9 protein-coding genes are annotated in these 13778 nt (G+C 51.2%); all 9 read left to right on the top strand.

Annotation, left to right across the window (positions count from 1 at the left end):
- The first annotated feature begins 28 nt into the window (after positions 1-28).
- Positions 29-1228, top strand: coding sequence for an MFS transporter (locus THECO_RS13645; RefSeq protein WP_015255640.1), 1200 nt, complete (start codon positions 29-31; stop codon positions 1226-1228).
- Positions 1225-3057, top strand: a complete 1833-nt coding sequence (locus THECO_RS13640; RefSeq protein ID WP_015255639.1) for an ABC transporter ATP-binding protein — start codon at positions 1225-1227, stop codon at positions 3055-3057. Before THECO_RS13645 ends, THECO_RS13640 begins: the two co-directional genes overlap by 4 nt.
- Positions 3023-4747, top strand: coding sequence for an ABC transporter ATP-binding protein (locus tag THECO_RS13635; protein ID WP_015255638.1), 1725 nt, complete (start codon positions 3023-3025; stop codon positions 4745-4747). Before THECO_RS13640 ends, THECO_RS13635 begins: the two co-directional genes overlap by 35 nt.
- Positions 4748-5363: 616 nt before the next feature.
- Positions 5364-8576, top strand: a complete 3213-nt coding sequence (locus tag THECO_RS13630; RefSeq protein ID WP_015255636.1) for a DUF3427 domain-containing protein — start codon at positions 5364-5366, stop codon at positions 8574-8576.
- Between the two features lie 7 nt (positions 8577-8583).
- The gene (locus THECO_RS22030; protein ID WP_198285730.1) at positions 8584-8943 is read left to right on the top strand and encodes a hypothetical protein; all 360 of its coding nucleotides are present in this window, start codon (positions 8584-8586) and stop codon (positions 8941-8943) included.
- Positions 8944-9347: 404 nt separating this feature from the next.
- A complete protein-coding gene (locus THECO_RS22025) occupies positions 9348-9536 on the top strand; it encodes a hypothetical protein (protein ID WP_232427686.1) in 189 nt (62 codons plus the stop codon).
- 187 nt (positions 9537-9723) lie between these two features.
- A complete protein-coding gene (locus tag THECO_RS21765) occupies positions 9724-11184 on the top strand; it encodes a hypothetical protein (protein ID WP_015255635.1) in 1461 nt (486 codons plus the stop codon).
- A complete protein-coding gene (locus tag THECO_RS13625; protein ID WP_015255634.1) occupies positions 11181-12779 on the top strand; it encodes a hypothetical protein in 1599 nt (532 codons plus the stop codon). The genes THECO_RS21765 and THECO_RS13625 overlap by 4 nt, the downstream gene beginning before the upstream one ends.
- Positions 12776-13774 (top strand): hypothetical protein, encoded by a 999-nt coding sequence (locus THECO_RS21195; protein WP_015255633.1) that lies wholly within the window; start codon positions 12776-12778, stop codon positions 13772-13774. Before THECO_RS13625 ends, THECO_RS21195 begins: the two co-directional genes overlap by 4 nt.
- Positions 13775-13778 lie beyond the last annotated feature (4 nt).

The raw sequence follows: 13778 nt of genomic DNA, 5'->3' as shown, positions 1-13778 counted from the left end.
AATTGATTCGCGTTGGAGGTGAAGGGTATTGAAACCCCATTCTATCGTCATGTTTCTGATCGTCCTGAGCGGCGTCCTCTCGATTGCGGTGTTCAACCCGATCATCGGCCCGCTCTCCCGCGATCTGGGCTTAAGCGAATTCCAGTCGGGATGTCTGGTGTCCGCGACGGGGCTGTTCTGGCTGCTCGGCGGCTATTTCTGGGGCAGGGCGGCTTTCCTGAGCAGCAAACGGCTGCTTATGCTCGTCATGCTCGCCTATGTCGCGACCGTGGCGGCTTTCGCCTGGCTGGCCGATTACGCGGCGAGCCAGGCGCAGTCCGCGCCGGGCCTCTTCTGGATCTTTCTCGCGCTCCGGATCGTCTCGGGCTTCTTCTTCGGGGGCATTCCGGCCATCGCGCAGGCTTACATCATGAGCTGGACGACGCCGGAGACGCGGACGCGCGGCATGGCGCTGTTCGGTACGGCGAACGGGCTCGGCTTCGTCCTGGGGCCGGCGATGAGCGGCGCCATGGCTTCCGTCGGGCTGACCGCGCCCATGTATGCCGCCGCCGCCCTGCTCCTCGTCATGAAAATCTGGCTGTGGCTCGCGGTTCCGAACGATTCGGAGCTTCAGCGGGAGCGTTCGGCTTCCCGGCTGTCGCCGCTCGATCCGCGCATCCGCTATTACCTGTGGGCCGGGCTGCTCATTACGGTGACGCTGAACATCCTGCAGGTGACGATCGGCTTCTTCATCCAGGATTCGCTCGGCCTGAACGCGGAAGCGACGACGCGGCTGATCGGCTACGGGCTGGCGGCGGCGGGGGGCATGGTGGTGGTGACCCAAATTTTTGCAAGCAAATATATGAAGCGGCGCCCCGAACGGATGCTGCGCATCGGCCTGGCCATCCTCACCCTTGCGCTCGTCGGCCTGCTGTCGCTCCTTAAGCTCACGTATGCACTGTTCATCGCGGCGGGCATCGGCTTCGGGTTCGCCCTGCTGGGATTCAGCTCGAGCGCTTCCGTCGCGGTGCGGGATCATGAGCAGCGCGGCGTTGCTTCCTTCGTTACGGCCATCCAGGGAAGCGGAGCCTTCGTGGGGCCGGCCGCCGGGACGGCGATGTACACGGCCCATATGAACGCGCCGTATTCGATCTGCGCGCTGCTGATCGGACTTACGCTGCTCGCCGGTTTCGCCAGGAGAAGGGCGGACGTTCCGACTCCTGCTTCGGTCGGGGGAGAGGTGAAATGACCGGGAAGAAAGGGTTCGCGCGGCTGCTCGAAATCGCCGGCGAGAAGCGCGGACTGCTGATCGCCTCCGGCCTGTTCTCCGCGGTCAGCGCCGTCTGCATGCTGATGCCGTACGTGTCCGTCTATTTCATCCTGCGGGAGCTGCTGGAACACGCGGCGTCCCCGGCGCTGGCCGACGGAGCGAAGATGAGCCGCTGGGGCGTCATCGCCATCGCCGGCTTCACGGCCGGCCTGGCCGCGACGTACGCGGGAGGCCTGATTGCGCACATCGCCGCGTTCCGCATTCTGTACGGCCTCCGGATCAGGCTCGCCGGCCATATCGGCAAGCTGCCGCTCGGATGGTTGAGCAGCCGCTCGACGGGGGCCGTCAAGAAGACGCTGGAAGACAACGTGGACAGGGTTGAACTGTTCATCGCGCACCAACTGCCCGATCTCGTTCACGCGGCGGTGACGTTGATGGTGATGATCGCCGTCATGTTCTCGTTCAACGTCTGGCTGGCGATCGCGTGCATCCTGCCGATGGTGATCGGCGTCGCGGCGCAGTTTCTGGCTTTTGCCAGTCCGAAGACGCGGAATACCCTCAAGTCGGCTCTGGATGCGCTGGAGCGGATGAACGCTTCCGCCGTGCAGTATGTGCGGGGCATGCCGGCCGTCAAGGTGTTCGGGCAGACGGTGCATTCGTTCCGGCAATTTTACCAGGACATGGTGCGCTACCGCGACCACGGTGTCATGCTGACGCAACTGTTTCAGAACGGGAACCTGACCTTCAAGGTCATCCTGAATTCGCTTGCCGCGTTCATCCTGCCGGTCGGCGTGTTCCTGCTGAACCGCGATCCGGGGAGCATTACCGCCGCTTCCACGGTGCTGTTCTTCCTGGTCATGGCGCCGGGCATCGCCGCCCCGATGTTCAAGCTCATGTACCTGATGGAGAATACCCGGCTGATCAACGAAGGCGTGGAGCGGTTCGACCGCATCCTGGCGGAGCCGCCGCTGCCGGAACCCGAGATTCCGCGGCGGCCGGCGTCCTTCGACGTGACGTTCGATCATGTTTTCTTCTCGTACGGAACGGAACCGACCGATACGGACGCGCTGGCGGATATTTCGTTCACCGCCCGGCAAGGGGAAGTGACGGCCCTCGTCGGGCCGTCGGGGGCGGGCAAGTCGACCGTCGCCCATCTGGTGCCCCGCTTCTGGAACGTGAACATGGGGGCGGTCCGCATCGGCGGCGTGGACATCCGCGACATGACGACCGCCGATCTGATGGATACCGTCGCCTTCGTGTTCCAGGACTCGTTCCTGTTCTCCGACACCGTGTACAACAATATCGCGGTCGGCCGGCCGGACGCGGCGCCCGAAGAGGTGTACGCCGCGGCGCAGGCCGCGCAGTGCCACGCGTTCATCGAGAAGCTGCCGCAAGGATACGGCACACGGATCGGGGAAGGCGGCGTCCATCTGTCCGGCGGCGAGGCGCAGCGGATCAACGTGGCCAGGGCGATTCTGAAGAACGCCCCGATCCTCGTCCTGGACGAAGCGACCGCCTTCGCCGACCCGGAGAACGAGCACGAGATGCAGCTCGCGCTCAAGGCGCTGATGAAGGACAAGACGGTGCTCGTCATCGCGCACCGCCTGTCGACCATCCGGGACGCGGACCAGATTCTCGTGATGGAGGACGGCAGAATCGTCGAGCGGGGCAAACATGAAGCGCTGCTCGCGTCCGGGGGCTTGTACACGCGCATGTGGCAATCCTATCGGCAGGCCGCACAATGGCATTTGGGCAAGGGGGAGGTGGACGCCGATGCGCCGCATGCTTCGCAACATTACGGTGGATAATCCGCGCTCGCTCATCAAGCCGGTCTGTCTCACGGCGCTGGCCTATCTGGAGGGCATCCTCCCGTTCGCGCTGCTGACGGAAGCGGCGAGATTGATTTTCACCCCATACGTCCATCCCGGCGTTCCGCTCGACACGTCGAGGCTCTGGTGGGTGTGCGGCGGGCTGGTTTTGTCGATGGCGCTGCTGTTCGTCTGCGAAATTCCCGCCTACCGCGCGCAATACCGCGATGCCTACGGCGCGGCGGTGGAGGGGCGCTCCCGGCTGGCCGAGCACTTGCGGAAGCTGCCGCTGGGGGTTCTGAACCGGCGCGATCCGGGCGAGCTCGCCAACATGATGACGAGCGATTTCTCGATGGTCGAGCACGGCATCTCCCATGTCGTAACGCAGATGATTGCCGGCGCCGCCATGCCGGTGATCGCACTCATCGGCATGGCGTTCTTCGACTGGCGTCTCGCGCTCTCCCTGTTCGCGGCGCTGCCGGCGGCCGTTCTGCTGCTCGTCCTCACGTCCGGCGTTCAGCGCCGGCTCGGCTTGCGGCATTTGCAGGCCAAGATCGACGCGGGCGGGCGGCTGCAGGAATATTTGAACGGGATCAAGGTGATCAAGGCGTACAACATGACGGGCGAGCGCTTCGTCCGGCTGGAGCGGTCTTTCCGGGAATTGATGCGGCAGAGCATCCGTTTCGAAGGGACGCTCGGACCGATTCTGCTGAGCGCGATCGGCTGCGTTCGCGCCGGTCTGACCTTGATGGTCATGGTCGGCGTCCATCTGCTCGCCGGCGGCAACCTGGACGTCATCACGTTCGCGGCGTTCCTGATCATCGGCACCCGCATCTTCGATCCGCTGACAACTGCGCTGGCCGGTTACGCGGAGTTCCGCTATATCGGGCAGGCGGGCGAACGGATGGTGAAGCTGCTGCAGGAGCCGCCCATGCAGGGGCAGCGTAAGCCGCCCGAGCGCCACGCGATCGAGCTCAAAGGGGTGACGTTCGGCTATCTGGATCAACCGATCCTGCGGGACGTGAGCCTGAGCATTCCGGAAGGGTCCTTCACCGCGCTGGTCGGTCCTTCGGGCAGCGGCAAGAGCACCGTCCTGCGGCTCATCGCCCGGTTCTACGATCCGGACCGGGGCAAGGTGACCATGGGCGGGGAAGATCTCCGCGGCATGGACCCGGAAGCGTTGATGCAGAAGGTGTCGATGGTGTTCCAGGACGTGTACCTGTTCGAGGATACGATCGCCGGCAATATCCGGTTCGGACGGCGCGACGCAACCCGCGAAGAGATCGAGGAAGCGGCGCGGCTCGCCGGCTGCCACGACTTCATCATGAAGCTGCCGGACGGCTACGACACGCTGGTCGGCGAAGGCGGCAGCACGCTGTCGGGCGGCGAGAAGCAGCGGATCTCCATCGCCCGGGCGCTGCTGAAGGATGCGCCGATCATCCTGCTCGACGAAGCGACCGCTTCGCTCGATCCCGAGAACGAAGCGGAGATCCAGCAGGCGATCGACCGGCTGGTGCGCGGCCGGACGGTGATCGTCGTCGCCCACCGGCTGAAGACGGTGCGGCACGCCGACCGGATCGTCGTGCTGGATCAGGGGCGGATCGTCGAGCAGGGCCGCCATGACGAACTGCTCACGGCGGACGGCCTGTACGCCCGGCTGTGGCGGCGGCAGATGCAAGAGGCGGGCTGATTGCCGCGCTGTTGCGCCGTATCCGGCGGCAGAAGCTGCTTGAGGCGGGGTTGCCTGTATCATGCGAGCTATAACCCGGTGATAAAAGCCAGACTACTCCATCGTGAGTACTCTGGCTTTTTTCTGCGACTGGCCAAACAGAAGCTGTATTGAATCGGCCGTAACGTGGATACCACGTTACAGAGACGCGCGGAACCGAGCAGAAACTGCTGTAACGTGGATACCACGTTACAGAGTCGCGGGGAACCGAGCAAAAACTGCTGTAACGTGGATACCACGTTACAGGGTCAAGCGGAACCGGACAGAAGCTGTTGTAACGTGTATGCCACGTTACAGAGGCACGAGGAGCCGAGCAGAAGCCGCTGTAACGTGCATACCGCGTTACAGCAGTATAATGCCGCGCTGCGGTCCTTATCGGACGTTTGTAATGTTAATTGTTCTGTCGTAGAAAAAAAGGAGTTGAAATGGTGCTTTTTTTGGAAGGGCTCGTTACGGTCACTTGCTTTATGTTGTTGTTTATTATTTTTGGGCCACCCCGTTCGACGCGGGAAAGAAGGACTATCAACCGCAGGTGTCGAATATTGGAAGTCGAGGAAAAGGATTCGGTGGTGGCAACATGCTTCAACCCGGTTTATACGAGCAGGTCATCAATGACTGCCTGGAATCCGAACTGACGAAATTGAATGACGATTGGCACGCAGATAAAGGCAAACTGGACCGTGCCGAATCGGCTGCGATATTGGGACAATACATGGGGCGTCTGCTCGCGCGGGTCATGGAGTACCTCGATCAAGGAGATAAGGTGGTCAGGGACCGGGTCGCGCTCTGCAACGCCATCATCCGATACACGATTGAGTATCTCGAAAATTCGGCCTCGGGCAGGCTTGATCCCGAACTGATCGCCAGCCTCAAGGGGCAGCTCATTCACCGGGACGCCGAGATGCTGCTGGAGTTGATCGACAAAAGTCGGGCTCAGGCGCCCCAATCGCGCGTCCGCCCCGACACCCCGCTGTCCGTCAGCTCTCTTTTTACCGGAGACAAAAGAGAACCGAGCATGATGGCGGAACTGAAGAAAGAGATCGCCACAAGCGACCGGATTGACTTCTTGGTGTCGTTCATCAAGTTCAGCGGCCTTCGGCTGCTGCTCGATGAACTACGGGCGTTCACGCAGCGCGGCGGCGAGCTCCGCGTCATCACGACCAGCTACATGGGGGCGACGGACTACAAAGCCATCCAGGAGCTGGTCAAGCTGCCGAACACTGAAGTGAAAATCTCCTACGATACGAAAACGACCCGCCTTCACGCGAAGGCTTATCTGTTCTGGCGGCACACCGGCTTCAGCACGCTGTACATCGGATCCTCCAATATTTCGGAATCGGCCATGACTTCAGGGCTCGAATGGAATGTCAGGCTGTCCCAGCAAGATGCTCCGGATCTCGTTACAAAGGTCGAGGTCACTTTCGAGCATTACTGGAACAATCCGGAGTTCGTGACGTTCATCCCGCAGTTGCATGAACAACAATTGCGACAGGCCTTGAAGGCGGAGTGTTCCTGGCAACCCGATGATCACAGCACGCTGGGCTACTATTTTGACATCCAGCCTTATTACTACCAGCAGGAAATCCTCGACAAGCTTCAGGCGGAGCGGGAGGTGCACGGGAGGTACCGCAATCTCGTCGTGGCGGCGACGGGAACGGGGAAGACTGTCATTTCCGCATTCGACTACCGCCGGTACTGCCGGCAAAATCCCGGCAAGCCGAACCGGCTGCTATTTGTCGCGCATCGCAAAGAGATTCTGCAGCAAAGTCTGGCCTGTTTCCGGTCGATCCTGCGGGACCTGAACTTCGGCGACATCATGGTGGCGGGGCAGATGCCGGAACAGATTGATCATCTGTTCGTCTCCATCCAGTCGCTGAACTCCAGGGATCTGTTCGCACAGACGCCGCCGGATTTCTACGACTTCATCATCATCGACGAATTCCATCACGCGGCTGCGCCGTCGTACCAGCAGTTGTTGTCGTATTATCAGCCGAAGATATTACTTGGATTGACGGCGACGCCAGAGCGCGCGGACGGGAAGCGGGTGACGGATTATTTCGACGGCCGGGTCGCCGCGGAGATTCGTTTATACGAAGCGATCGAGCGCAAGCTGCTCAGTCCTTTTCACTATTTCGGTGTCACGGACTCGGTCGACTTAAGCGAAGTGAAATGGCGATTCGGCAAATACGACGAGGCCGAACTGGAAAAAGTTTTCGTACTGCAGGAGCGGACGGCCCGGGAGAGGGCGCGGTTCATTTTCGAGGCGGTGGAGCGGTATTGTACGGACATTCGGGATGTGATCGGGATCGGGTTCTGTGTGAGCCAGCGGCACGCCGCGTTTATGGCTGAGCAGTTCAATGCCTTCGGCGTTCCCTCCGCGTATCTGACCGCCGAATCGCCGGACGACGTGCGGGATACGGTCAAGAAGCGGTTGGTACAGAAGGAGATCCATTTTGTGTTTGTCGTGGATCTGTATAACGAGGGTGTGGACATCCCGGAAGTGAACACCGTGCTTTTCTTGAGGCCGACGGAAAGCCTGACCGTGTTCCTTCAACAGCTCGGCCGTGGACTGCGGCTATGCGAAGGCAAAGAAGCGCTGACGGTACTCGACTTCGTCGGGCAGGCCCATCGGGAGTACAACTTCGAGCAGCGGTACCAGGCGCTCCTGCCGCGGACGCGCCGGTCGATCGTGCGTGAGATCGAGCAAGGGTTCGCCAATGTGCCGAAGGGCTGCTCCATCATCCTCGAGCGGAAGGCGCAGGAGATCATCCTCGCGCATATCCGGGCTTCGATCAACAATCTGCGGAACATCCGGCGCAAGGTCGTCGACTACTTCGCGCACCATCGGGATTGGCAGGTCGGGGAGTTTTTCGAAGATTACCACGTGAAGCCGCTCGAGGTGTATCGCCGCGACGTGACGGTCTACGGGCTGGGTGCGCGGGAGAAGGTTGTGGCTTGCGAGGAGCCGCTCGGTGATTCTCGGGAGCGGTTGTTGGCCGCCGGGCTGGAGCGGTTGTCGTTCTGCAATTCGGCGCGGTTCATCCAGTTCTCGCTGCGGGCTTTGGAGCGGATTCGCGAAGGCCGCGGTCGGGAATTGGCGGATTTAAATGCGGCCGAACGCAAAATGCTGCTCATGCTGTACTACACGTTCTGGAATGTCGGATTGTCGGATTTGGAGGGGCAGCCTTTCCGCACGGTAGAAGAGGCATTGTATTGGCTGATCGGGCATCCGTTGGCCTATGCGGAGTTGTGCGATCTGCTGCGGTACCAGTACGAACGGATCGACATCGTCGGGCGGCCGATCGACGGGCTCGACGAGGACATTCCGTTAGACCTGTACTGCAACTACACGACCGACCAGATTCTGGCCGCACTCGACCGGCATCAGGCGTGGAAGCACCGGCACTTCCAGGAAGGGGTCCTCTATGTAGAGGATCGGAACATGGACGTGTTCTTCGTCACGTTGGTGAAGTCCGAGAAAGACTACTCGCCGACGACGATGTACCAGGATTACGCGGTGAATGAGCGGGTCTTCCACTGGCAGTCGCAGAGCCGTACGACGGTCGATTCGCCGACAGGGCGGCGGTATATCAATCAGGGGAAGACTCGGCACCCGGTCCTGTTCTTCGTCCGCGAGAAGAAGCGGAATGAGAACGGGGTGACGATGCCCTTCACTTGCGTGGGGCTGGCCGATTACAAGAGCCACCGCGGCTCGGCGCCGATCAGCATGGAGTGGACGATGCGCGAACCGCTGCCGGCGTTTGTGCTGGATGTGGCCGGGCGGGGGTGATGATACGATGAAGATTTATGTAAATTTGACTGATAGTGATTGGTTCAATTTTCTTGTCAGAGAACAGCCAGACGAATTGAACTTTTGGCGTCCAGGTGGAAAACAAGGATTCAGAGCACTTAAACCGAATGAGCTGTTCTTGTTTAAATTGCACAGTCCATCGAACTTCATTGTGGGCGGCGGTTTCTTTGTTCGGCATGTTTTTTTGCCACTTTCTTTGGCATGGGAAGCTTTTAAAACAAAAATGGAATGCCAAATCACAAGGCATTCAGGAATGCAATTTATAAATATCGTAATAGTGATTACAGAACGGACCCCTGATCCAAAAATTCGGTTGCATTATCTTGTCAAAGCCATTCTTTTTTAGTCGAGAAAATTGGATTCCAGCGCCAGAAGATTGGAATGAATATAAAAATATGGTTCGAAAAACTTACGATACAAACACACCATTGGGTAATGCAATTGTACGATAATGTTATGAATGTTTTAAATGAGCGTCAAATTGATCAACCCGAACCAAATACTGTAAGTGGAAGCATTGCTCGATATGGGCCCGGTCGAATCGTATATCCGAGAATATGCCAAGGAACATTTAAGATATTGGTTACAGAGGCGTATCATCGCCGTTGGTGCTATTATTGGTGGTAATACGCTCCCAGCATTGGAAGCAGCCCATATCAAACCTATTCTGAAAAGGGTCCCCATTTAACCAGTAATGGGTTGTTGCTCCGAAGAGATTTCCATGCATTATTTGATCGCGGATACATCACAGTGAATGAGGAACTGAGAATTGAGGTTAGCAAGCGAATTAAAGAAGAATATGGCGACGGACGCGAGTATTACGCTTTTCATGGGAAGAAGCTGGCGGTAATTCCTGATAGATTTGATGAACGACCGGCAAAGCATTTTTTCTTTGGCACAATGAGAATATTTATTTGGGATAATTTCATTTGGAATTGATTTGAGGTACTGATATGTTTGAACCTGTTTTCCTGAGGACTTCATCTTCATGGAAATGAGGCATAGGATTACTTGATGTATGTTGAATTTATAGTCCTGAAGGAATAGGTAGGCAATAAGGCAAGTAATACAATATTGATTGATTTGTAAATGCTAATTGCCCGGATTTCGATTGGAGATTGATGTTATGCGAAAGGGCACGCAAAATACAATACGTAAAGCTTATGATAGAAAACTTCAAATGGTTGTTACTGCAAAAGAAGCAGCAATAAATCAAGGATTTGAGCCAAATCGGTATGTGTGCGTTGTTTGTGAAGAAGAGGTCTATGTTGCGGCTGCTTATAGCACAGAAAGATCAGTTCATTTTAGACATCATAGAGGAAACAATAATGTCGAATGTGAATACTATTTAGGTCAATTAACTGGAAATACAGATAGATTGTCTTTCAAGAGAGAAAGCCGTGAAGTTGGAGAGATATACTTTGACAATAAAAATAGAAATTTTTGCTTAGGTTTGCGATTTAGTGTGGATGAGATAGAAGATTGCGAGAAAAATAACGTCTTTATAGAACTCAATACCGAGGATAAGAACAGAACATTATTAAAAATCAAAATTAACCGAGAAAATTTTGCACCAGATACTGTTACACTATTCCCTCTTGCGAGATTTTCATCATCTTATTATCTATCCTTTTCAAGCGAAGAGGAAACGAGCAAGCGTCTGTTTTTTAGTCGGAGTAACACTCCAATCTTTTTCAGAATGATGGGACATGACCAAGCAGGTAGATGTAAATATGTGAGAGGAGGTGTGCTTTATACAAATATAAAATACGTTGTTGTTTTTCCGCTAAAGAAATCGAGCTTAAAGAATCAGTTTCTTTTGAATGAATTTGATGTAGAAGATACTTTCGAATTTAAAACAATGGATATGAGATTTATAGGGATGGTATTGAGTATTAAATATTTATCAAAAAATTTGGTTTCATTACTAAAATCATGGAATTATAAAGCGGAGACAAGTGAGGCATTAACGATTCTTTGGCCTCCTACTTATCTTACGGACAATAAATGCAATGTGAACGCTGATTATATTTACGTATATTCCAGCTTTAACTTGATTCCAAAAGGAAATACTAATGTCCCCAGAGAGAATATCCGACTTGTAACATCAAATGTTTCAAGAATAAATCTGTTACCGCAGTCAATTATATTCAAGAAAAACGCTGAGATAATAATAGAAAAAAAAGATTCTATAACATTCAATAAAAAACATATTCAAAGTTACGCGAGAAAAGCGAATGTGTTCAAAGTTCCTGAGGATGGATTATCGTACTTTATGTTCAACTGTTATGGAGTATCTCAATTGACGGTTAATCAAACGGTATATATGACCCCTGATTCTTTAATTATTGGTTATAAACATAACTATCCTGTCACTTACATTGTTCAGGATGAACATCACGTTAAGTGCGGAAATGAGTTACTCAACGACATTCTCGCTCATTATAAAAAAACAGAGAATTTTGATGAATCAAAAATCGATCAAAATAGACTAAGTACACTCGCACTTCAGTATATTAAAAAATGTGAGATTGATGGAAAAATAAATACAGTGGTAAGACATTATATTGAGGAGGGGCTATTATGAAGTATCTTCCTCAATTATCAAAAGAAGAATTGCAATTCATATGTTCCTTAATACCTCATCAGAATGCAATTTCATATTTTTCAAGATACCCAAAAGAATTTGCGAAAGTTCGTCGAGGCTTTAGACCAAACAAACTAACGAAACGTCATGTTGAATATATTTTGCTTAACTTTCATAATCACAATTTCATCTCAAATCTCATTGAGCAGCATATTCATGATTGGGTATCAATAACGCAAGAGCAAATTAATATGTGCATACAAGAAGGTAACAGTAAAGAAGTTGCAATAATAAAAGCACTATCTCAGTCAAACTTTTCAAATAATACTCAGCTGTACTTTAAGCTTGTCAATGAGAATTATTCTGAAGAATATATAGGATTCTTAAGTGCGTTCATTAATATATACAAAGAAACTTCTGTAATTAAGGAAGTAAAAGAAAACATTGAAAAAGAATTAAGGCTCCTGGAATCTGATCTTCGAACTCTAAAAGTAAATCTTGATTCCAGCAGAGGTAAGCAAAGAGATTCGGTTGAGGAACAGTTAAAGAAAAGTTCCGCTGAAATTAACGAAATAAAGAAGAAAATTGTGGCAGTTGAGGATTATGCGGATACTATAGACGATAATCAAAAACGAATTGAATTTTTATTAAATGAGAATGCAATGCTTCAAAAGAAAATCGAGATTATGTCTGGTGAACTAAGCGAAATTAAAGATGCGTGCATTCTAACCGAAAAGAATGAAAGTATCCGAATTGAAATTGATCAAGAACAAATTATTGAAAATATTAGTGAACTGCCAATACCCAAATCTCCTTCTGATATTGACGAATTTAAAGAATACTTATCATATAACCTTGAAAATATTGGGTTAACGAAGAACACTGAGTATTTCAGGCTTCTAATAGAACACTTAAGTGAAGTGCTGTTTCAAGGGTTCCCAATAATCATAAGTCACAAAGTTGGATTGAATCTAATTAAGTGTACCGCAAATACACTTATAGGAAATCAAAATGCTAAAATGCTTGTTTACTATCAAAATATAACTTCAACTCATATCAATCATTTTTTTAGTACAGCAGATCGAATTGTTGGCTTGGCCAATTTTCTAGGAAACTTTAATGAAACTGAATTGATACCGATTTTCGAGAAACATAGAGATAAGATCATCTTTCTTACAGTTGCCTACAACAGGACTCTCAACTATGTTTCAAAAGAGTTTCTTGAATACTGTCGTTACCTTAACTTGGATCGAATAAGTGCGCTATCTTTGACAGTCAATTTAACTGAAGATCCTTCGAGCCTAGAAGAACAGAGCAAAGTGTTCGAACTAAATTACGAATGGAATAGATATCAAAGAATATTAAAACAAATCCTTATGGAATTAGATTTTAGGCAAAGCTTAGTTGAACGCTATTGCTCTTACGTAAAAAATGAAGATGATCTCTGCCGGTTATTAGCATTTGAAATACTTCCGTATTGTACTGATGTCTTACAGATAAACCCTTATAATATTTCCAATCAATTGAACAAATATGCTGGTCACGCAGGGCGGTGTCCAATTAAGAATTTACTATTAGGGTGGTTTGCTCAATGAATGAATTATTAATATCGATGTCCAATGATATGAGAATAAATCGGTATTTTGGTGAATCGGAGAATTCATTTACGTACAGATTGCTTTACTCTTCATTAGGGCTTTGGTGCTTATGGACAGCAAATAATGGAGAGTATGGGTCAACAAAACACAATCAAACTCTAGTTATCAATGAACTGATGCAAAGATACAACGAACTTTTTCCAGGTATTATTGATAAATTTATCGATTCAAATAACCCTAACCTCAGATTTCCAGTCCATATGCGTAGAGTCTATGAAGAAACAGGTTATCTTATCACTAATGAAAACAATCGCAATCAAACGGCTTATTTTGGGCGATCCTTGAATATTGGCAACACATCTTTATACTTTGGGATTCCTAACAAATTATATACAGTTAATGGACTTGGATTATTTACTTCACCAACAGAATACTCAGTAACTACCAGAGAACTCTTAATTAGAGATGAGTTATCAGTAACAGATTATGTTCATGCAAAATATAACATTGCTGAATTTTATGAAGCGGATATCAGAATAGAGGAACTGCAGTTTTTCAATCCATTATCGAAAAAAGCCATTTCACATTCTTGGTCTGGAAATATAGTAACTGATTATTCAGTTGCTCGAACTGTTGAACATAATTCCTATTACAGAGTCGTTAGAGAACCCACTGGTGCCATCTTATTCGCAAATGAAGTTGGAGAAATGAAAGGTGATTCACTGTCCTCATTTGAGTATAGACGATTATATTACGCCTTAAAAGCTTACTATAGCAATCCATCAATTGCCAAATTGATTGATAAGGACGACAGTTATGTGGTTTTAAAGTTGAACGGACACTTGCCTAATAGAGAGTATTTTTTTCTTTTATTGATGTCATGGCCGTATAATAATGCTTTCAACAAAACCAATTTTTTGTTCAAGAAAGAGTTTATCGCCGATATAACAGCATTACTAAGTAACCTTGGTATAAAAGTAATAGGAGGTTAGTAAT

It is taken from the genome of Thermobacillus composti KWC4 (genome assembly GCF_000227705.2).
In the GTDB taxonomy this organism is placed as follows: domain Bacteria; phylum Bacillota; class Bacilli; order Paenibacillales; family Paenibacillaceae; genus Thermobacillus; species Thermobacillus xylanilyticus.
This window is presented reverse-complemented; position numbering and strand designations above follow the sequence as displayed.

What these genes read in the sequence shown, in the direction of transcription:
- THECO_RS13630 (WP_015255636.1), top strand. Translation starts at nt 5,364, where the DNA reads ATGCTTCAACCCGGTTTATACGAGCAGGTCATCAATGACTGCCTGGAA.
- THECO_RS22030 (WP_198285730.1), top strand. Translation starts at nt 8,584, where the DNA reads ATGAAGATTTATGTAAATTTGACTGATAGTGATTGGTTCAATTTTCTT.
- THECO_RS13635 (WP_015255638.1), top strand. Translation starts at nt 3,023, where the DNA reads ATGCGCCGCATGCTTCGCAACATTACGGTGGATAATCCGCGCTCGCTC.
- THECO_RS21765 (WP_015255635.1), top strand. Translation starts at nt 9,724, where the DNA reads ATGCGAAAGGGCACGCAAAATACAATACGTAAAGCTTATGATAGAAAA.
- THECO_RS13625 (WP_015255634.1), top strand. Translation starts at nt 11,181, where the DNA reads ATGAAGTATCTTCCTCAATTATCAAAAGAAGAATTGCAATTCATATGT.
- THECO_RS13640 (WP_015255639.1), top strand. Translation starts at nt 1,225, where the DNA reads ATGACCGGGAAGAAAGGGTTCGCGCGGCTGCTCGAAATCGCCGGCGAG.
- THECO_RS21195 (WP_015255633.1), top strand. Translation starts at nt 12,776, where the DNA reads ATGAATGAATTATTAATATCGATGTCCAATGATATGAGAATAAATCGG.